Raw genomic sequence first — 21,724 nt, 5'->3', positions numbered from 1 at the left:
ACCATGAGCAACGCACTCGCCGTCGCGACGGTCACCCAGGCCCTTGCGCTGCTGATCGAGCACAATCTGCACCCCGAGATCGATATGGCCGTCTCGGTGGAGACCCGCAAGCCGCCGGCCGATCCGCCGACCGACCCGACGATCACGGTCTTCCTCTACCAGGTCACCCACAACCCCTCGATGCGCAACAACGACCTGGTCACCCGCGCCTCCGACGGGACGCTGCTGAAGCGGCCGGCGGCCGCGATCGACCTGCATTACGTGATCAGCGCATACGGCGAGGAGACCGAGCTGGTCGGGCAGCGGCTGATCGGGAGCGTCGTCCGCACGCTGCACGAAATCCCGGTCCTGTCCAAGGAGTTGATCGAGGAGGCGGCGCAACGGCCTTACCTGGAGGGCAGCGATCTCGCCGAATCCCTGCAGAGGGTCCGCTTCACGCCGACCCAGATGGACGTCGATGAGACGTCGAAGCTGTGGGGCATGCTCCACAACACCCCGTATTCGCTGTCGGTCGTGTACCAGGCGTCGCTGGTGCTGCTCGACGGCCACCAGAAGCCGAAGCCGGCGAAGCCGGTGGAGCGGCCGGAGGTGACGGTGTTGCCGTTCGGGGCGCCCGGGGCGCCGGAGCGGCCGGGGACGGTGGGCGCGTCGGTGCCGTCGGGGGTGTTGGCGGCCGGGGGTGCGGCGGCTGAGGGTACGGCGTCCGGAGTGGCCGCGGAGGCGACGGGCGGCGTGCCGGCCGATGACGTGCAGGGCGCGGGGGCCAAGACCGGTGGCACCGGGGCGGACCAGGCCGACGGGGCCAGGGCCGGGGGACGCGCGCGGGCCGGGCGTGCCGCCGGGGCGTTGACCCGGGCGGCGCGCAAAGCCGAGGCGAGTGCCGGGGGCGGCCGGCCGGCCAAGAAGGCGCAGCCGAAGCGAGAGGCGCCGGCAAAGCGGGGGGCGCCGGCGAGGCGGGACACGCCGGCCGAGCCGGGCTCGACGGCAAAGCCGGGCTCATCGGCCAAACCGGGCTCGTCGGCCAAGGCCCCTGACTCCGGCTCCGGCTCCGGCTCCGGCAAGGAGGGCTGAGCGGGGTGAACGATTTCACCGAGGGCGACCGGACGACGGACGGCCAGGCGCTGACCGCCGCCCTGGCGGCCGTCCTCGCACGTCTCGACACCCACGCCGCCCGTGCCCCCCGTACGCCCGCCGAGCCCACCGACCGGCCCACCGACCAACCGTCCACGCCCGCCGCCGCGCGCAAGGCGGCCACCCCGGCGGGGGCGCCCACCACGCCTCCCGCCGCGCTCGAGGCCCTCACCTCCTGCTTCGGCCTCAGTGACTTCGAGCGGGACATCGTGCTGCTCGCCGCCGCGGCGGAGCTGGACCCGACCACCGCGCCCCGGTGCGCCGCCGCGAGCGGCGCCCCGGACCGGGCGTACCCCACCTTCTCCCTCGCCCTGGCCGCCCTGGGTGCCCCGCACTGGAGCGCGCTGACCCCCGTCGCCCCGCTGCGCCGCTGGCGCCTGATCGAGCTGGACGACGAGACCCGCCTGACCACCACCCGGCTCCGCCTGGACGAACGCATCCTGCACTTCCTGGTCGGTTCGCCGTACCTGGACGCCAGGCTGCACGGCCTGCTGCGCCGCACCACCGCCCCCAACGCCCTGCCGCCCTCGTACGAAGCGGCCGCGCACCGGGTCGCCGCGGGCTGGGCGGGCGCCGGGCCGGACTCCGTGCTCCGCGTCGAGCTCGTCGGCGCCGACCTCCGCACCCGCGCCGATATCGCCGCGACGGCCGCCCGCCGTTCGGGCCTCGGCCTGTACTCCATGGCCGCCGACGACATACCCTCCGACGCCGCCGAACGCGACCGCCTGGCCCGCCTCTGGCAGCGCGAGGCGATCCTGCTGCCCGCCGCCCTCCTGGTCGAGGTCGGCGAGATGGACCGCGACCAGCACGCCGCGGCGGACGCCTTCATCGCGGGCGCGGCCGTACCCCTGATCGTCTCCAGCCCCGATCCGCGGCAGACCGGCCAGCCGCGCGGCCTGCGGGTGACCGTACCGAAGCTCTCCGACGAGGAGCAGCTCGGCCTGTGGACGGACGCCTTCGCCGACGTCCCCGAAGTGACGGACAGTCAGCTTCGGTCCCTGGTGGCGCAGTTCCAGCTCCCACCGCACGTCGTCCGCTCGGCCGCCGCCACCGTACGCCGCGATCTGCCGCACTCGGACGCACTCGACGCCACCGAACTGGCCTGGCAGGCCGGCCTCACCGAGGCCCGGATGGGCCTGGACGAACTGGGCCGCCGCATCGAACCGCGCGCCGGCTGGGACGACCTGGTCCTGGCCGACCGCCAGCTGCGCATCCTCCAGGAGATCGTCGCCCACGTACGCCGGCGCAGCACCGTCTACCAGGACTGGGGCTTCGCCAAGGCGCTGCGCAGCGGCCTCGGCGTCACCGCGCTCTTCGCGGGCGGCTCCGGCACCGGCAAAACCCTGGCCGCCGAAGTCATGGCGAAGGAACTGGGCCTGGACCTGTTCATCATCGACCTCTCCCAGGTGGTCAGCAAATACATCGGCGAGACGGAGAAGAACCTCAGCCGTGTCTTCGACGCCGCCGAACGCGGCGGCGCCCTGCTCCTCTTCGACGAGGCGGACGCGCTCTTCGGAAAGCGCAGCGAGGTCAAGGACAGCCACGACCGCTACGCCAACCTGGAGGTCAGCTACCTCCTGATGCGCATGGAGGCGTACCGCGGTCTGGCCGTCCTCACCACCAACATGAAGAAGGCCCTCGACTCCGCCTTCATGCGCCGCATCCGCTTCGTCGTGGACTTCCCCTTCCCGGGGGAGAAGGAGCGCGCGGAGATCTGGCGCCGGGTGCTTCCTGCTCAGGCTCCCCTGAAGGGCGTCGAGCCTTCGCTCCTCGCCCAGCTCACCGTCGCCGGCGGCTCGATCCGCAACATCGCCCTCTCCGGGGCCTTCCTCGCCGCCGAGGAGGGCGACCGCCTCCAGATGCGTCACATGCTGGCGGCCGCCCGTACCGAATACCTGAAGCTGGAACGCTCCCTGGCGCCGTCTGAGGTCCACGGATGGGTCTGAGCGAGGTCGGGAACGCAGCGTGGGAGCCGGCAGCCGAGCCGCCACCGCGCTCCTTCCGTATCGACATCGGCGAACTGGTCCTGGACGGCTTCGATGCGGCCCGGGTCGATCCGGACCGGGTGTCGGCGGCCTTCCAGAACGAGTTGACCCGGCTCGTACGCGAGCGCGGGGTGGCGCTGGCGGCGGACGGAGCGGGCGTGGCGCTGGACGGCCTCGCCGGGCTGCCGCCGCTGCCGGCGACCACCTCTCCCGTACGCCTGGGGGAGGCACTGGCCCGCGCGGTGCACGCGGGACTCGCGGGACGGGGGGATCCGCAATGAGTACGGCGCAGTCCTCGACGCAGGACACCCGGTCGGCCGCAGAGGTCAGGCGCCGCAAGCGCAGGGAGCGCTCCGCCAAGGCCCGCGCCCCGGAGCCGAAGGACATCGTCAGCGGCGCCGGCCAGCCCCTGGACCTGAGCGTCCGCCGGGAGCTGGAGGAGCAGCTCGGCCACGACTTCAGCCAGGTCCGCCTGCACACCGACCGCGACTCCGGGCAGTTGGCGGACATGATGGGCGCGGACGCCTTCGCCGTCGGCCAGGACATCTTCTTCCGGGAGGGGACCTACCGCCCGGGCACGGCCGACGGGCAGCGGCTGCTCGCCCATGAGCTGCTGCACACGGTCCAGAACCCGCACGGCCTGGGCGCGTTGCGGGCGGGCCGCGACCTGGGCTCGGTCAGTCTTCCGCAGGAGGCGATCGAACGGGAGGCGGAGTCGGCGGCACGGGCGTCGGTGCTGGGTGCGCTGCGGGGGTCCGTACGGCAGGAGGAGCCCGCCGCGGAGATCGAGCCGGGGCAGGCCACGCCCGGCTGGCTCCGCTACGCGACGGTCGACGCCGATCGCCGGCGCTTCGAGCAACTGGACCCGGCGACGCTGGTGGACCGGCTCGCCAATGGTGTGCTGCGCTCGCTGCGCGGTGACCCCGAGGACCTTTCGGGCCGGGCACGTCTGCAACTGGCGCGGCTGGCGCCGGAGGTGCAGGACAGCGTGCTGGACCGGCTGGAGGTACGGCTGTCGACGCCCGGCCTGGAGCGGCTGTATGCGCTGGTCGAGGAGTTGGAGCAGGCCGGGCAGCTGCCGTTGGATGCCGCCGCGGCTCCCGGGGCCGTGCCCGACGAGTCCGAGGCGATACGCCAGGAGCGGGCGCAGCGGACGGCCGACGCGCGCGCCGAGCGCGAGCGGACGGAGAAGGAAGGCGACGACCGGCGGCAGCGGCAGCAGCGGCGGAAGGACTCCGATCCGGCCGGCGACGGGGCTGCCGTGGAGCGGGACGGGCAGTCCGGGTCCGCCGGCGGCGGCCCGGCGAGGGCCCCCTCGCCGGAGAGCGCGTCGACGGCGTCCGGGCAGTCGGCGGACCGGCCCCGGGAAGCGGCCGGCGCGCAGCAGGAATCGCGGGCAGCGGAGAAGCAGCAGGACACCGAAGCGGCCCGGCAAGGCGCGCAGAAGGACGCGGCGAGCGCGGCCGGCGGCGTGGCGGAGGACCGCCAGGACGCCGACGAGCAGACGGAACAGGCTGCCGGCCACGGGGCGGAGGGCGCCGGGAGCGAACGTGCGGACCGGGCTGCCGACGAGCAGGCTGCCGGTCCCGAGGACCTGGACAGGAGCGCCGAGGAGCCCGGCGAGAAGGACCGGACCGACCGCGGCGTGGCGGGCGGTCGCCGCCCCGGCGACCCCGAGAACGAAGAGGACGCCGACGACGAGCCGCTCGGGCTCGAAGAGGAGTCGGCGGACCGCGACGAGGACGCCGAGGACGACGAGGACGCCGGCGCTGACGACGGCGACGAGGACGCCGCCCTGGATGCGGCGGACGACGAGGACGCAGAAGACAGCGACGACTCGCTGCCCGAAGGCGACCTCGACGACGCCACCGGTGCCGCCGCGAACGCGAAGAACGCGAAGAACGGCAAGGATTCTGCCGACGGCGGGAGGGACGGCGTTCCCGGGGTCATCGAATCCCCGGCCGGCGAGGGCCGGTCGGCGGCGGCCCTGCGGCAGGCGGAGAGCGAGTCCGACGGATCCGGTTCGGAGAACGCCTCGTCGGAGAGCGAGTCCGACGATCAGCTCTCCGAGGACCTCCAGACCGACAAGTCCATCGAGCAGGAGATCGGCCCCGAGCCGGAGGAGTCGGCGGACGACAGGACCGGCGAGGAGCCGGGCGAGAACAGCACCGGCCCGGTCGATGCCGAGGACGCCGAGCGGGAGAAGGAGCAGGCGGAGGAGCGCAAGGAGGACGCCGAGGCGAAGCGGCGGGACGAGGCGGCCCGTACGGCCACCGCCGGGTCGGGCGGGGTGGGTTCCGGATCCGGCGGCGACTCGGTCGCGCCAGGGCGGCTGGCGAAGTCCGACGAGGACGCGCGCAGCCAGGCCGTCAGTACGGCTTCGGGGTCCGCTGCCACCGCTGCCGGAGGCGGGAAGGGCGCGGGTGGCGGCTCGGACGGTGCCGGAGATCCGGGCGTCCAGGCGGCAAGTCGTACGAGTGGGGCGTCCGGTGCGGAGAGCGCCACACCCTCCGGTACGGAAACCGGCGCGGCCGCCACCCCCAAGGCCACGGCCACGGGCACGGCACACAGCGGCGCGGCCTCGGGGAGCTCCGCCTCCGACGGCGCGAGCCCGACCGCGGGCGAGCGTCCCAAGGACGACCCCGCGACGAAGGACGCCATCGAAGGCAGGGGCGTCACCGAAGGAAAGGGCGTCACCGAAGCGAAGGACGCCGCGGCGACGCAGGACGTCAGCCAGGGGAAGGGGCCCGCGACCACACCGGATTCGCCGGCCGGCCCCGACAACATCTCCGCGGCGGGCTCCACGCCCCCGGCGAAGCTCGCAGCGGGCGGCGGTCCCGTCGGGCTCATGTCCGCCGGCACGTCGGGGAAGGGCGGGGCCCCCGCAGCCGATGGCGCACCGAAGCCCCGGGCGGCGAAGCCCGCGGCGCGGCCGAACCTGACGGCGCCCAAGCGGCAGGCGGCCAGGCAGGCGGCGAAGGCCGCCGCCGGGCGGGGCGGAGGCGGTGGAGGGGGCCGTACGTCTCCGGCTCCGGCGCCGGCTCCGGCACGAGGTGGCGGCGGTGGCGGTGGCGGTCGAGGCGCCGCATCCGGCGCGACGAAGCCCAAGAAGGAAGCCGCGGCCCCCGATGTCTCCAAGGACACCCCCGAGGCGGGACTGGCCACGGCGGCCAGGCTCAAGCCGTACATCGCGCTGGAGACGCTGAAGGGTGTCGACGGTGCGGTGGGCACCTCGGTCGGCAAGGAGCGTACGGCGCTGCGCAAGTCGCCGCCGAAGGTGGAGCGGCCGGCCGGCTCGCCGAAGACCGTACCGGGTGGCCCGAAGGCCGCCGCTCCGGGGACGTACACCAACGCCAAGGTCTCCCGCACCGACGCCGCCCAGGGCAAGACGCCGGAGATCGACGGCGAGCAGCGGCCGGAGGGCGAGCCGCCGACCGCCGACATGCCGGAGCCGAGCTGGTGGGACATCGGCGTGACGATCGGCGCCAAGCTGCTGGGCAAGGTCCTCAAGAAGCTCCTGCCGCTGGACGATCTGATCGACTCGATCCTCGAACTCCCCAGCACGGACCCGGGGATGCAGGGCACCAAGGTGGGCGACGCCCCCGGCCTCCCGCTCCAGGACGACTCCGACCCGCAACGCACCGACGAGCAGGGCCAGAAGCTCGACGAGCGGAAGAACGAGCTGCATCAGTCCGGCCGTGAGGACGCCGCGCGGCCGATGGGCGAGGACCAGATCTATCCCGACGTTCCCCGCGAGACCCTGACCGGCAAGGTACCCGGCGGCAAGGGCAAGAAGGCCGGGCAGGCGGGCGGGCGCAAGGCACCCACCGGCGGCGTGCCGATCGAGTCCGCCTCCGCCCTGGCCGAACACGACCGCGGCCCGCAGATCCAGGCGGCGTTCGGCAACGGCCGGCAGCAGATGACGGACGAGCGCCGGACCAAGGACCAAAAGGCCAAGGACGACAAGCAGCGGCACGACCGGGATCTGAAGCGGGAAGTCGACGCCAACAGCAAGACCCAGGCCAACGAACGCGCGAAGGGCCGCTCCGAGATATCCCACCACCGCGACACGTGGCGGAAGGAACAGGACGACAAGGTCTCGGAGATCGACGGCAAGAAGGGCAAGCGGTACGACCACGTCCGCGGCAAGATCAAGGAGAAGGAAAAGGAAACCGACGACCACGTCAAGACCCGCACCAAGGAGGACAACGAAAAGATCAAAGGGCACCAGACCGGTGCGAAGGAAAAGGCGGAGCAGAAGAAGAAGGACAGCAAGGACAACGCCGACAACTGGCTCGACGGGGCGATCAGCGAGCTCAAGTCGTGGTTCAAAGAGATCAAGAAGGCGATCAAGGGGTTCTTCGATGCGGCGCGGAAGGCCGTCACGGGCCTCATCGACGCGTTCAAGAGCGAGGTCTTCAAGTTCATCGACAAGGCCCGCGGCTGGGTCGTCGATCGGATCAACGAGTTCGCCGACGGCCTGATCGCCCTCGGTGACGAACTTCTCGCCGATTACCCGGCGATGCGCAACAAGTGGCGCAACACCATCAACGGCGCCCGCAACTACGCCGTACGGAAGGTCAACGAGGCGGCCGACGCGCTCAAGAAGGTCGTCGGGGGACTGCTCGACGGACTGAGCGACGCGCTCGTCGCGGGGCTGGACCTCATGGAAGACGGTCTGCTCAAGGCCGTCGACGTCGTGGAGAACGTGACGGTCGGGACGCTGGAGTGGGCGAAGGGTGTCGTGGAGGCGCTCGGCGAATGGGCCGCCATCTTCAACGACATCGTCTCCGACCCCGGTGGCTGGATCAGCAAGGCCGGCGACGCCGCCCGGACGGGAGCGAGAGAGTACCTCTTCGAGGAGACGAAGTCCGCGGTCAAGAAATGGATCAACGAAAAGATCCAGGAGATCACCGGCCTGTCACCCGAAGACTTCCAGGCACTGATCGACGGTGATGTCACCGCCGACGAGATGGGGAAGATGGCCTGGGACGCGGCCCTCCCCAATCTCCCCCAGATCATCGGCGAACTGGTCGTCAAACAGGTCGTGGCCAGGCTGATCCCCGGGGCCGGCTGGGTCATGACCATCATCGACGCCCTCAAGACGGCCTGGGCATCACTGAGCAAGATCCTGGCTGCCTTCGGCCTCTTCATGGACTTCTTGAAGGCGGTCAAGAGCGGCAATGCGGCACGCCCCTTCGCCAAGGCGGTCGCGGCCGGTGTCGTCGCCCTCCTGGAGCTGATCTACCAGGCCCTGATCAACGGCATCCAGAAGTACATGGGCAAGGTCACCAGCAAGCTCGGCGGAATGCTCAAGAACATCCGCAGCAAGCGGCGGCCGGGCGGACACGACGGTCCGGACGAGCCCGGCTCACCCGGCGCACCCGGAAGGCCCGACCACCACGACAAGCCGGGCCAGGACGGCCGCCCCGCGAACACCAACCGGCCCAGCCCAACGGCCGACAAACCCGGCCCCACCGACAAGCCCAACCAACGCCCGGTCCCGCGCAAGCCCTCCCCGGACAAGACCTCCCGCCCGGACGACGGCCCCCGCCCGACCAAACGCCCCTCCCCCGAAAAGAAGCCCCGCCCGGAACACCAGCCCAAGCCGAAGCACAAGAAGAAGCCCGACGAACACGAACGCCGCGAGGACGGCCGCGAGGTCAACGCCGCCCGCCGCCGCGCCCGCGCCGCCCAGCGCAAACAACACGACGACGACAAGCCCAACCTCAACAAGCGCCGAGGCCCGGCCCGCGACACCCTCCGCAAGAAGAACCGCCCCGGCAACAAGCACGACGACGACCACAAGTCCAAGGACCCGCTCCGCAAGAACAACAAGAAACAGGACGACAAGGGCCACAAGAAGCCCGACCTGACAAAGCACAAGGACGGCAAGAAAAAGGTCAACACCAAGAAACACCCGCGCCGCAAGCCCGAGTCCCGCACCCGCCGCAAACTCCGCCGCGCCCGCCAAACCATCAAGTCCGCCCTCAACAGGGCCCGCCGCGCCGCCCGCCGCCTCCTCGGCAAGGGCCGCAAACTCAGCCACAAACTCAACAACCGCACGCATCGGTTGAGGGATAGGTGGAGGCGGCAGCGGGATCGCTTGCGGCGCAGGAACGAGCGACGGCGCCAACGCAAGGGGGACAGAAGGAACAAAGACGAGAAAACTCAGGCGCCTGAGTTGCCCAAAGTGCGGTTCCGTATGGCGAACGGTGAGGTTCACACCCTCTTCTTCAACGGTCGCACCAAGAGCGCAGATCTTCAGGTACACAGCGAGCAGAAGTCCATAATGACGTTCATCAAGGAATGGGGAAAGGAACTCGTCGAGATTACCGACGAGCGAGAAAAACAAAAACAGAACGACGCGCACACCAGCGCCGAAACCCTGCAAGAACTCGTCGAAAAAGAGCAAGATCAAGCATCGCCACGGTATCCAAAAAATAGCAAAAACCGGAGCCGAATAACCACCGATCCCGTTAATTATGAGAAATTGCGGGAGCTGATGAACGAGCTAGCCGGGTTCCTGGCGTTGCGGAATACAAAGACGGCCGACCTCCCACCCACGGTTTGGCCTCCGTTCGCGGACAATGTGCGCGCTTCAAGGGAAAACAAGGTCCACTATCTCCAGAAAGCAACACCTAAGGGAGAACTATCCACGGACAACGAAGATGATAATCCCCTGGGCTGGACCGAGGACCTGGCAAAGGGGCCCGATAAACTCGTCAAGATGCACCTCATCACGTATCAGATGGGCGGACTCGCGTCGGGATCCAACCTCGTACCTGCCCCTCATCGCGTGAACCGGCGATTCGACACGGGTATCGAGAAGAAGGCGGAAAAGGCCGCCAAGGCATCAGACAGGTCAATGGTCTGGTATCAGGTAAACGTCGACTTCCACCCCGCCCCCCATCAGAATTACCCCGAACACATCACCAGCATGTGGAACACGTACCACCAGAGCGGGGGAAAATGGGTCGAGGATAAACCCGACAAAAGCAACAAGGAGAAATTCTTTGACGAGGAGGTCCTTTTGCCGCGCAAGAACGACGGGAAGGGGGTAATTAGGGTGAACAATCCGAAGGAGTCCAAGACATATCTGGCGCGCGAGTTCGACGCACCTTCCCGATACGCTGCGGCGATCCAGAGGGAAGCCGTCAGGGATAAATTCGAAGACGCCCAGGACCTAATCGACAGGCTCAGGCTGTACGAAGAGCGCAGCAAGCCCTCCAAGCCCGAGGTTTTCGCGAAGGTACAGAAGGCGATCAAGGAAAAAGAGGGCAGGATTGAATTTTAGTAGTAGTTAACACCGTCCGAGCTCGCCCCCAGGAATGCGAGGTGCAGAAATGACCGCTCTCACCGATTGCGAGGCACGCCTCCGGAAAATGCATGGCGAACTTGTGGAGAATTCGAACGTGCAGATATTCTCCGCCAAGCCGGGCCGGGTCGCCGCAGAGTTTGGCGATGCCCAGGAGGTATTCGACAAGATTTCCGAATGGCGCGACATCACCTTGGACCCATCTCTCCAGAGGTGCTTCATTCGCTTCAGGTGGTTTTCCTGCCATTGGCGCATCAAGCACTCCGACATTCAGCTCACGGGTGAGTTCACTATTCGTCATTTGCTCACCTCAACTGCCATCGAAGCACCGGGTATCGATTGGGGTGATTCGCCGTCCGAAAGACAACTGTACTCCGAGCTCCGCGTCATAGACCATCACCCTGGATGTGGGACAGGAACATTTGCCGCACTACGCATACAGCCTGACGTCCCACTACCCGAAGTCTGGTATCACGACTTCCGCATTGGGGCGTTCAAGATGGACATCGACTACTGCGATTATCTGGAAGCCCTGATCATCACCAAGGGAATCTTTGGCTGGCAATACCTGTTCAGTGACGTTTCACTCGGAGACGATGACTTCGCCAGAACTGCGAACGATCTCCGGAATGCACTTACTGTATTCCCGGAATTATTTCCGGAGTATGACTACGCCCCCCTGCGTGCACGGCTGGAGGCACGACTGTGACCCGATACGCCGACATACCCAAGCCCATCCGTTCCGGGATCGTCATCGTCGATCCTGATCTCGGGACGCCGCAGCGCATCATCGTTCTTCAGTTCAACCCGGACACGCTGGAACGCTCGGTTGCGCCGCAAGCTGCCGGAGGGGAAGGGGACGGCGGTGGTGGTGGGAGTGGAGGCGACCGGAATGAGGCTCTGCGGCTGAAGGGGCCCGCGCAGGAGACGTGGAAGTTCACCGCGGAGATCGACGCCACCGATCAGCTGGACGTGGCCGCACCCGACGGCATCCACCCCCAACTCGCCGTGCTGGAAATGCTCGTGCAGCCCACCACCGCGCAGCTTCGTGCCGCCTCGCATCTGAGCAAAAAGGGGACGATCGAGATCAGTCCCATTGAGATGCCGTTGACGCTGTTCACCTGGGGGAGCAAGCGGGTCATGCCCGTGCGGCTGACGGAGTTGTCGGTCAATGAGTCGGCGTTTGATGTGAATCTGAATCCGATCAGGGCCTCGCTCAGTATCGGGATGAAGATTTTGACGGTGAGTGATCTGCCGGCCGGGCATCGGGGGGCGGAGTTGTATCTGGCGCACCTCGCGCAGAAGGAGCAGTTGGCGCGGGCGGCGCGCGGCGGGAGCTTTGCGGCGCTCGGGCTTGGTGGGAGGGGGATCTGAGGGTGATCGAGCCTTATGGGCGGGCCTTGGATGACGTTCCGGGGGCGCATCCGTATCCCAGGAGCAGTCGGTACGCCGAGGTGGAGATCGGAGTGCATCGCCTGCCCGACGGGACCGAGGTGAAGTACGCCAAGCGGCGGTTGCTGCCCAGGCTGGAGGGGGCCGCCGAGGAGACCGTGCCGCATACCGTCAGCGCCGGCGAGCGGGCCGATCAGCTCGGGCAGCGGTACTTCGGGGATTCGAGGCAGTGGTGGCAGATCGCTGATGCCAACCCTGTGTTGGATCCACGGGAGTTGACGGATGAGCCGGGTGAGGAGATAGCCGTGCCGCTGCCGGGTGGGTTCCCGGGCGGGATGGGCGGGCCGGGGGTCAGGAATGGCTGATGAGCCGGTCGGACGAGGGCCTATTCATGTGTCGTTGTACATGGGACCGAAGTCGGCCCGGCTCGTGCCGCAGGAAGTGACCGAGGCGTTGCTGTCGGCGCAGATCACGAGTACGGCGGGCGAGCGGTCCGGGTTTCAGATCGCATTCGATCTGACCAAGAAGGGCGCCATTATTCGGCGGTTGCTGCCGGAGGGGTTCTTTGATCCGAAGACGCGGGTGATTGTGGCGGTGAGCATCAAGGGGACACCCTTCGTGCTGCTGGACGGGCTGATTGTGCGGCAGGAGGTGGGAGCCAGTAATCAGCCGGGGCAGACGACGCTCACCGTCACCGGTGAGGATCTGACGCTGCTGATGGATCTGGAGGAGCGGGCCGACCGGTATCCGAATCTCGCGCCCTCGCAGCGGATTGAGCGGATCCTCGGGAAGTACGCGGATTACGGGATCGATGCCCGGATCATCAGGGAGCAGATTCCGCAGCCGCCCAGGGAACAGTTGAGGGTTGACTACCAGGTCGGGACGGATCTGCAGTACGTGAATGAGTTGGCCGGTGCGAACGGCTACACGTTCTATCTCGATCCCGGGCCCGTGCCGGGGAAGTCGACGGCGTTCTGGGGGCCCGAGCAGCGGCTGGGTCAGCGACAGCACGCGTTGAACGTGAATATGGATGTGAATTCGACCGTTGATCAGTTGACGTTTGCGTATGACGGGACCGCCAGGGAAGAGCCGCAGGCGCGGGTGCAGGATCCGGTGACGCGGCGGGCGCCCCTGCTGGCGCAGCCGGACATCAGTCCGCTGCGGCCGCCGCTGGGGCGGCGGGCTTCGCCGGCGTTGAAGAGGAAGTCGCTGAGCGGGACCGCGAAGCGGGATGAGGCGATCGCGAAGGCGGAGGCGTTGGGCAGGGCGGCGACGTCTGCCGATGCCATTTCGGGGTCGGGGTCGCTGGACGTCAATCGGCATGGATATGTGCTGCGGCCGCGGGAGTTGGTCGGGGTGCGGGGTGCCGGGGTGACGTACGACGGCGACTATTACGTGAAGAGCGTGACGACCAATCTTCGGCCGGGCTCGTACCAGCAGAACTTCACGCTGTCGCGGGAAGGGTTGATTGCCCGTAGCGGCACCGTTCGTCCCTAGCGCAGCAGTCGAGCAGCATTCGAATGCAGCGCGTATCGGATCCAGGAGACAAGAGAAATGGCTGGCGCACCTAACAACCGCTTTCTCGGTAAGTTCCGCGGCCGGGTGGTGGACAACAACGACCCGATGGGGCGGGGGCGGCTGATCGTCCAGGTTCCGGATGTGCTGGGCGATGAGCCGTCCACGTGGGCGCTGCCGTGTTTTCCGTTCACCGGGCCGGAGGCGGGGCAGGTGGTCGTGCCGTCGGTCGGGGCGGGTGTGTGGGTGGAGTTCGAGCAGGGCGAGCCCAGTTATCCGATTTGGGTGGGGTGTTGGTACGGGAGCCGGGAGGAGTTGCCGAAGGATGCGCAGATTGATCCGGCGATCTCGCACCCCGTGGTGATTCAGACGCCCGGGCGGCACAAACTCGTGATGTCCGACGTGCCCACCAACGGAATCTTGCTGGAAGCGCCCGGCGGCGCGTACGTGAAGATCGATGCGACGGGTGTGCATATCAATAACGGGCATGGCGCTTCGATTTCTTTGGTAGGGGACCAAGTCGACATCAATGAGGGCCGGTTGACCGTGCCCAAGAAGCGATAGCGCATACGGGGGGAGCGAGTTACGTGTTTACCGGAAATCTGGTCCACGGCGGGACCGCGATCCATTGTCCGCACGGTGGGAGCGTGGTGGCCACCGCTGCCGCCGGTGCGGGTGGCGGTCCCCGGATCGACGGTGCGCCCATGGCCACGGCCGCGGACCTTTTCGTGGTCAGCGGGTGTCCGCATTCCGTCGGCCACCGGCCACAGCCGTGCACCAGTCTCCGCTGGACGCCTGCCGGGGGCGACGACACCGTACGGGTCGACGGGGTGCCGGTGCTGCTGGACACCACCGCGGCGATGTGTTTCAGCGCCGGGCTGGTGCCGCAGGGCCCGCCGCTCGTGGCGTCCGTCCACCAAGGCCAGGGGGTGTCCAGCCGATGAGGGCTGTCAGGAAGGTACGTACCGAGGTCGCGTTTCCGTTCCGGATCGACCGGCGGGGGCGGACCGGCCATGCGGATCATGACGCTCATGTGCGGGATCTGATCGAGCAGTTGCTGTTCACCAGCCCCGGCGAGCGGGTGATGCGGCCGGATTTCGGGTGTGGGCTGCTGGAGCTCGTCTTCACGCCGAACAGTCCGGAGCTGGCGTCCGCCGTGGAGCTTTCGGTGCAGGCGTCGCTACAGCGCTGGCTGGGGGATCTGATCGAGGTCGAGTCCCTGGATGTGGTCAGCGAAGAGAACGTCGTACGGGTGTATCTGCGCTATGTGGTGCGTTCCACCGCGAACCGGCGCGACGAGGTGTTCGAGGGGCGGGGCGAGGCATGAGTGAACGGCACGTCACGACGGCCGGTTTGGGGTGTCGTACGGACAGCCGGCGGGGGCGGGTCAGGGCCGCGCGGCTCAACGGCGTTGATGCGGTGGAGGTTGCCGATGACGGCGTGACCCTGACCGTCACCTTTCTCGGGAAGGCGCCGCACGGGCTGTGCCCGGAGAACATACGGATCGACGGCGGGCGGCGGATCACCGGTCTCGAGGCGATGGAGGTCTCCGTCGAGCGGGAGGAGGATCCCGAGCTCGACGACCGGCTGCATGTCGTGCTCGACCGCACCGGGGACACGTCGCGGTACCGGCTGTCCGTGGTCGGCACGGATGCGTACGGGCGGCCCGGCACCGAGCCGTACGAAGGGTTCGACCAGCGGTATTTCGGCGCGGAGTTCTTCTTCCGGGCCGATTGTCCGAGCCCGTTCGACTGTGTGGACGAGGCGGGCGAGGCGGGCGACGGCTGCCCGGATACGTTCAAGCCCGCCCCGGTCATCGACTACACGGCGCGCGACTACGACACCCTGCGGCAGGTCGTCCTGGACCGGCTGCGGCTGACCACGCCCGACTGGGTCGAGCGGAATCCGGCGGATCTGGGGATGACGCTGGTCGAGCTGCTGGCGTACACCGCCGACCAGATCAGTTATCAGCAGGATGCGGTGGCGACGGAGGCGTATCTCGATACGGCCCGGCGCCGGGTGTCCGTACGGCGGCACGTCCGGCTGATCGACTATCCGATGCACGACGGGTGCAGCGCGCGGGCGTTCATGTCCGTGGAGGCGGTGGAAGAACTGACCCTGTTGCCCGGTGCGTTCCGTTTCGCCGCGATCGATACGAGGACGTACGGTCCGCGGGACCGGCCCGAGACCGGGACCGTCATCGACGACCGGGATCTGGCCGTGCTCGACGAGCGCGGCGCGGTGGAGGTGTTCGAGCCCGTCGCCGACGCGCCCCTGACCGTGCGCCCCGAGCACAACGCGATCCGGCTGTGGACCTGGGGCGGGGAGACCTGTTCCCTGCCCAAGGGGGCCACCGGCGCGACGCTGCGGGACGAGTGGACGGACGAGGCGTGCGAGAGCCGGGCGCTCCGGCTGTCTCCCGGTGATCTGCTGCTCTTCGAGGAGGTACGAGGGCCGCGCACCGGAACCCCCGGCGACCAGGACCCCGCCCACCGGCAGGCGGTCCGGCTCACCTCCGTCACCCCGGCCGTCGATCAGCTCGAAGGCCAGCCGGTGCTGGAGGTGACCTGGGCGCCGGAGGACGCGCTCGCCTTCCCGTTGTGCCTGTCCACGCGCGGCGGAACGCACTGCGCGCCGGTCGAGGACGTGAGCGTGGCGCGCGGCAATGTCGTGCTGGTGGATCACGGGCGGTCCTTGACCTTCGGGGCTTCCGTCACGGAGACCGAGAAGGAAACCGTCACCGTCCCGCCCGTCCCCGCCCAACTCGGCTCCTGCGATCCGCCCGTCTTCGGCTGCGGCGACCTCAAGGACGGCGGCAATGCGACGGCCCGGACCGTCAGCCGTCTGATGGAGAAGACCCGCTGCCACCAGGCGCTCACCCCCGACGACATCCGTGAGCTGTTCACCGTCGTCGGCGAGGAGGCGACCGTACGCGCCGGGCTCGGCCTGGAGTCGGCCGGGCAGCGGCGGGAGAAGGTCGTCCCCGGTACGGCGTATGCGCAGGCCGAGGCGCTGCGCACGCTGCTCGCGCAGTCCGTCTACCCGGGCATCGCGCCGCGCTTCCGGCCCGTGCTGCACCGCTCCCCCGTAGCCCAGACCGTCCCCTTCCCGCAGCCCGCTCAGGTGGCGGCCGGGCAGGCCGACCGGCTGGCGGGCATACGGGAGCGGGCGCGGGAGCGGCTCGTCGAACTGTGGCGGAGCGCCCGGGACCACGACGGGCTGTCGGAGGAAGAGATCGCCGAGCTGACCGTCGTCTTCGGGCTCAAGGCCCTCGAACGGCTGGAGCTGCGCCGCCACCCGGTACGGGCCCTGCGTGAGCTGCTGCACCGGGGCGACCGGCTGCTGGCGGCCAAGCTGCGCCGGCTGGCGGTGCTGACTGCGCGGGCACGCGCGGGCACGGTGCTGGACGGGCGCATCGCCTGGGAGATCGCGCACAGCTGGGGTCCGGCGTATGCGGCGGGGCTGCATCCGGACGAGCCGGTGCTGCACGGCCCGGCCGCCGGCCTGTTGCCCGATCCCCGGGCCGCGCTGCCCGCCGTACGCCTCAGCGATGGGGAACACACCTGGCTCCCCCGCCGCGACCTCCTCGGCAGCGGGCCCCGCGACCGGCACTTCGTGGGCGAGCTGGAGGACGATTCCCGGATCGCCCTGCGGTTCGGCGACGGGCGGTACGGGGCCCGGCCCGAGCCCGGCTGCCTTCTCACGCTCCACTACCGACTGGGCGGCGGCAAGGCCGGCAACGTCGGCGCCGAGGCGATCAACCATCTGGTCCTCAGCCGGGATCCGGAAGCCTCGGACGCCGGTGATCCGCTGCCCGTGGCCGGGGTCCGCAACCCCCTTCCCGCCACCGGTGGCGCCGAGCCCGAGCCCCTGGAGCAGGTGCGCCAGCTCGCGCCGCTCGACCTCAAGCGCACCCGGCTGCGGGCCGTGACGGCGGCGGACTACGCGGAGCTGGCGTCCGCGCTGCCGGGCGTCCAGCGTGCCGCGGCCGAGATCCGGTGGACCGGCAGCGTCCAGGAGGCGCATGTCGCCATCGACGCGGGACGCACCGGTGAGCCCACGCCGCAGCTGCTGGACTCCGTCGCGTACGCGCTGGAGAGCTACCGCCGGATCGGGCACGACCTGGTCGTCGGACCGGCCCGGACCGTGCCGCTCGACATCACGGTCGAGGTCTGTGCCACCCCCGGCCATCAACACGGCCAGATCCGCGCCGAGTTGGCCAGGGTGCTCGGCAACCGCCGCCTGCCGGGCGGCCGCCTCGGCTTCTTCCATCCGGACGCGCTGACCTTCGGCGAGCCGGTGCGGCTCAGCCGCCTCGTGGCGGTGGCCGCGGCCGTACCGGGCGTGGCGAGCGTACGGGTGACGCGGCTGCAACGGCTCTTCGCCCAGGAACACCTCGACAACAGAGCACTGGAGGACGGTGTGCTGCGGCTCGGCCCGCTGGAAATCGCCGTGTGCGACAACGACCCGGAGCGGCCCGAGAACGGCCGGCTGGTCATCGAACTGGGGGGTGCGCGATGAGCGCCGCCAACTGCGGCCGCGGCGACGAGCGCCGCGCCCCCGACGCCCTCTACAACCCCCCGGGCCGCACGGCCCTCGACTACCGCGTCGGCGACTACGGCACCTTCCTCGCCGGGATGCTGGACCGGCTGGCCTCCCCCGCCTACCCGGCGCTGCGCGGCCTGACCGTAAGGACGCCGGACGATCCGGCGATCGGCCTGCTGGACGCCTGGGCGGTGCTCGGCGACGTCCTGACGTTCCACAGCGAGCGGATCGCGGACGAGGGCTATCTGCGGACCGCCAATGAGCACCGGTCCCTCGCCCTCCTCGGGCGGCTGGTCGGGCACCGGCCGCGGCCCGGTGTCGCGGCCGACACCCATCTCGCCTACACCCTCGACAAGGACCCGCACGAGCCGCATGGGGGCACCTCCCTGCTCGAGCGGAGCCGAGAGCTTGGGGGACTGCCGGTCGTCATCCCGCAAGGCTCGCGCAGCCACAGCGTGCCCGCCGCGACCGGCGAGGAGTCGCAGACCTTCGAGACGGACGAGGACCTGACGGCGCGCTGGGACTGGAATCTGCTGAAGGTGCGCAGGCGCCGGCCGGGCCTGCTGGTGCCGGAGGATCTGCCGAAGCGCGCGGAGCTGTTCGTCGCCGGTACGTCCACTCAGCTCCAGACCGGTGACCAGCTGCTTTTCGACTTCGGCAGGGAGCAGTTGCTGCTGCCGGTGGCGAAGGTCCGGATCGACCGGGACGAGGACCTCACCGCGATCGGTCTGCCGAGTTCCGCGCCGCCCACGCTGCGCGAGCTGGTGGAGGAGCTGCGGCAGTGGATCACCGAGCCGGAGGACGCGGGTGACCCGGACGACCCGGACCACACCTCGCCGCCCACCCCTCAGACGCCCAACCCGCGGCCCGTCAGCAAGCTGATCGACACCTTCGACGAGCAGGTGCTGGCACCGCTGCGCAAGGATCTGGGCGCCCTCACCACGCCCGCCGCCTTCGCCGCCCGGCTGGCCGGGCCGCATGAGCGGCTGGCGGAGGCGCAGGTGCTCGCCGAGCCGTACGAGGAGGTGGCCGCCTGGTTCGAGGAACTGACGGCGGTGGTCGGCGAACTCCGCGAGCGGGCCGGGGACTTGGACCCGGCGCCCACGGACCCGATGCCTACGGCGCCCGGCAAGCCGAAGCCCGCAACGGGGCAGCACCGGCCGGACTCCCCCGCCCTCGCCGCCCTGGCCTCCCTCCTGCCCGCCCTGCGCACCAGCGTCGTCCGCCCGCCGTCCGGCACCGGCGCCTTCGCCACCCGCGCCGCCGGCCGGCTGTTCGGCCCCGGCTCGGACCTCACCGCGCGGCTGCTGTCCGCCCTGGACCCGCGGCTCGCGGACGGGATGTACCCGGCCTGGCGGCGGGCGGCATCCGGGACGCCGTCCGCGCTGCGCGAGCTGCTGGCGATGGGGGTGACGGCGGCGCCCTTCGGGGCGACCGCGCCGCTCAAGCCCGTACAGGACGAGAAGGGCCGGGTGATCCGGCAGGCGGACTGGCCGCTGACCGGTGGCGTGCTGACCAGCATGCGGATCGTGTTCGACACGGCGGGCAAGGTGCCGGTGAAGGCGGAGTTCGAGCACATCGAGACCGGCGAGACCGTGCAGCACACCGTGAATCTGCCGTCGGACGAGCCGTTCGCCCTGGGCCCCGGCCGGGTCGAGCTGTCCACCCGTCCGGGGCAGGACCACGATCTGAGCTGGCTGGGCCGCCGCCCGGCCGACTCGCAGGAGTCGGGGATCACGGCGCGGCTGCTTGCCGGGCTGCCGGAGCGCAGCCTGTTCGTGGCCCGCCCGGACGAGGCGGGCCGGATCGAGGTCGCGGTCAACAACGGCCACCCGAAGACCTGGCATCTCCAGCCGGGCGAGCAGGACCAGATCCGGCACGGCGAGTACGAGGTGACGGTGCGCCGCACCTCGGCCGGGGAGCCGCCCGCCGTGGAGATCGGCATCGCGACGGTCCCGGCGGCCGCCAACCGCCATGTGCTGCCGCTGGACTCCGTCCAGGGCGGCATCGCGGTCGGCAGCTGGGTCGCCGTCCAGCGGCCCCGCAAGGGCGCGGGCGGCAACGACGGCATTCCCGGCGACAAGAAGCTGGCGTTCGTCACGACCCGGGTGACGGCGGTGCGTACCGCCGCGTACACCAACTTCGGGATCACCGGGCGCGGTACGGAGCTGACGCTGGCCGACCCGTGGCTGGACGAGCACGATGTGCTCCTGTCCGCGATCCGTGACACGACCGTGCACGCGGGCGGCCGGCCGCTACGGATGGCGGACGAGCCGCTGGGCGAGGACGTGCACGGCAACGAGATCGAACTCGCGGAGCTGTACGACGGGTTGCGGCCGGGCCGGCACATCGTCGTCTCCGGTGAGCGCACGGACATTCCGGGGCTCCCGGATTCGGCGGGACTGCGGGCGACCGAGCTGGCCGTGATCGCCGCGGTGGACCAGCGGCTGGACCCCGATCTGCCCGGCGACCATGTGCACACCACGCTCACCCTCACCGCCGACCTCGCCTACCGCTACCGCCGCGACACCGTCCGCATCCAGGGCAATGTGGTGGCGGCCACGCAGGGCGAGAGCCGGGACGAGGCGATCGGGAGCGGGGACAGCGCGCGGGCCCATCAGACGTTCGCGCTGTGGCAGTCGCCGCTGACGTGGCTGCCGGACGACAATCCTCTGGGCGCCACGCCGGAGCTGGAGGTGCGGGTCGACGGTCTGCTGTGGCATGCGGTGGACAGCCTGGCCGGGCGGGGCCCGCGGGAGCGGGTGTATGTGCTGGGCGTCGCTGGCGAGGACGGCGGACGCACGACGGTGACCTTCGGCGACGGGGTGCACGGCGCCCGGCTGCCGACCGGCCACGACAACGTGCGGGCCCGCTACCGCTTCGGCACCGGCCGGGCCGCGAACGTGGCCGCGAACCGGATCACCCAGGTGATCACCCGGCCGCTGGGCGTCACGGGCGTCACCAACCCGCAGCCGGCGACCGGCGGCGCGGACGCCGACGGCCCCGGACTGACCCGCCGTACGGTGCCGCTGGCGGTCTCCGCGCTGGACCGGCTGGTTTCGCTGCCGGACTACGAGGACTTCGCCCGGTCGCGGGCGGGCATCGGGCGGGCCGCGGCGCGCGAGCTGTACGACGGGCGGCGCAAGGTGCTGCACCTGACGGTGGCCGGGGTGGACGACATCCCGCTCGCGCCGGACGCGGAGGTGCTGCGGACGCTGCGCTCCTCCCTCGCCGAGTACGGGGATTCCCGGCTGCCGGTGCGGGTGGACGTACGGGAGCCGGTCCTGCTGCTGATGATGGCGAAGGTGCAGGTGGCGCCGGACCATTCGTGGGCATGGGTCGAGCCGCGGTTGCGGGCGGCGCTGCTGCACGAACTCGGCTATGAAGGACGGGAGTTGGGGCAGCCGGCCCGGCTGTCGGAGGTGCTGGCGACGGCGCAGTCGGTGCCGGGGGTCGATTACGTGGACGTGGATGCGTTCACGGGCGTCCCGGCCTCGGTCACGGCGGCCGAACTGGCCCGGCTGGCGGAGCGGTTCGACGGGCCCCCGCCCGCCTCCGTCCCCTCCCGGCTCGCCCGCTACGACGAGCGCATCCATGAGGTGACGGACAAGGAAGGGGAGACCCTCACCGCCATCGCCGCCCAGCACGGCATCCCGCTCGCCGAGCTGCTGCGCCTCAACCCCGACATCACCGACACCCGGCCGTTGGCCAAGGGCCGCGCCGTCTGCGTCTTCCGCGGCATCCGGCCGGCCCAGCTGGCCCTGTTCTCGCCGGGGGTCGCGGACACGCTGATCCTCACGGAGGTGACCCCATGAGTGAACGGAGCGACCACATCATC

Annotated in this window: 13 protein-coding genes; all 13 read left to right on the top strand. The window is 70.0% G+C overall.

Annotated features, from left to right (window positions below; all coding sequences use genetic code 11):
* Positions 1-3 precede the first annotated feature (3 nt).
* On the top strand, positions 4-1,071 hold the full coding sequence (locus ACIRPT_RS16455; RefSeq protein ID WP_403827543.1) for a DUF4255 domain-containing protein: 1,068 nt from the start codon (positions 4-6) through the stop codon (positions 1,069-1,071).
* A gap of 5 nt (positions 1,072-1,076) precedes the next feature.
* A complete protein-coding gene (locus tag ACIRPT_RS16450; RefSeq protein ID WP_403827541.1) occupies positions 1,077-3,077 on the top strand; it encodes an ATP-binding protein in 2,001 nt (666 codons plus the stop codon).
* Complete coding sequence (locus ACIRPT_RS16445) at positions 3,068-3,397, top strand: hypothetical protein (RefSeq protein ID WP_403827539.1); 330 nt, start codon at positions 3,068-3,070, stop codon at positions 3,395-3,397. Before ACIRPT_RS16450 ends, ACIRPT_RS16445 begins: the two co-directional genes overlap by 10 nt.
* Positions 3,394-10,413, top strand: a complete 7,020-nt coding sequence (locus tag ACIRPT_RS16440) for a DUF4157 domain-containing protein (protein WP_403827537.1) — start codon at positions 3,394-3,396, stop codon at positions 10,411-10,413. Before ACIRPT_RS16445 ends, ACIRPT_RS16440 begins: the two co-directional genes overlap by 4 nt.
* 49 nt (positions 10,414-10,462) lie before the next feature.
* A complete protein-coding gene (locus tag ACIRPT_RS16435; protein WP_403827535.1) occupies positions 10,463-11,143 on the top strand; it encodes a hypothetical protein in 681 nt (226 codons plus the stop codon).
* Positions 11,140-11,808, top strand: a complete 669-nt coding sequence (locus ACIRPT_RS16430; protein ID WP_403827533.1) for a hypothetical protein — start codon at positions 11,140-11,142, stop codon at positions 11,806-11,808. The genes ACIRPT_RS16435 and ACIRPT_RS16430 overlap by 4 nt, the downstream gene beginning before the upstream one ends.
* A complete protein-coding gene (locus ACIRPT_RS16425) occupies positions 11,805-12,191 on the top strand; it encodes a hypothetical protein (RefSeq protein WP_403827940.1) in 387 nt (128 codons plus the stop codon). Before ACIRPT_RS16430 ends, ACIRPT_RS16425 begins: the two co-directional genes overlap by 4 nt.
* Positions 12,184-13,323: a hypothetical protein gene (locus ACIRPT_RS16420; RefSeq protein WP_403827531.1), complete on the top strand. Its 1,140-nt coding sequence runs from the start codon at positions 12,184-12,186 to the stop codon at positions 13,321-13,323. Before ACIRPT_RS16425 ends, ACIRPT_RS16420 begins: the two co-directional genes overlap by 8 nt.
* A gap of 57 nt (positions 13,324-13,380) precedes the next feature.
* On the top strand, positions 13,381-13,905 hold the full coding sequence (locus ACIRPT_RS16415) for a phage baseplate assembly protein V (protein WP_403827529.1): 525 nt from the start codon (positions 13,381-13,383) through the stop codon (positions 13,903-13,905).
* An 83-nt stretch (positions 13,906-13,988) separates the two neighbouring features.
* A complete protein-coding gene (locus ACIRPT_RS16410) occupies positions 13,989-14,285 on the top strand; it encodes a hypothetical protein (protein WP_403827527.1) in 297 nt (98 codons plus the stop codon).
* Positions 14,282-14,668, top strand: coding sequence for a GPW/gp25 family protein (locus ACIRPT_RS16405; RefSeq protein ID WP_403512290.1), 387 nt, complete (start codon positions 14,282-14,284; stop codon positions 14,666-14,668). Before ACIRPT_RS16410 ends, ACIRPT_RS16405 begins: the two co-directional genes overlap by 4 nt.
* Complete coding sequence (locus ACIRPT_RS16400) at positions 14,665-17,862, top strand: putative baseplate assembly protein (protein ID WP_403827525.1); 3,198 nt, start codon at positions 14,665-14,667, stop codon at positions 17,860-17,862. The genes ACIRPT_RS16405 and ACIRPT_RS16400 overlap by 4 nt, the downstream gene beginning before the upstream one ends.
* Positions 17,859-21,701 carry a putative baseplate assembly protein gene (locus tag ACIRPT_RS16395; protein ID WP_403827523.1) on the top strand — a complete coding sequence of 1,281 codons (3,843 nt, stop codon included), beginning with the start codon at positions 17,859-17,861 and terminating at the stop codon, positions 21,699-21,701. The genes ACIRPT_RS16400 and ACIRPT_RS16395 overlap by 4 nt, the downstream gene beginning before the upstream one ends.
* Positions 21,702-21,724: the final 23 nt, after the last annotated feature.

The organism is Streptomyces sp. NPDC101227, from assembly GCF_044767545.1.
In the GTDB taxonomy this organism is placed as follows: domain Bacteria; phylum Actinomycetota; class Actinomycetes; order Streptomycetales; family Streptomycetaceae; genus Streptomyces.
This window is presented reverse-complemented; position numbering and strand designations above follow the sequence as displayed.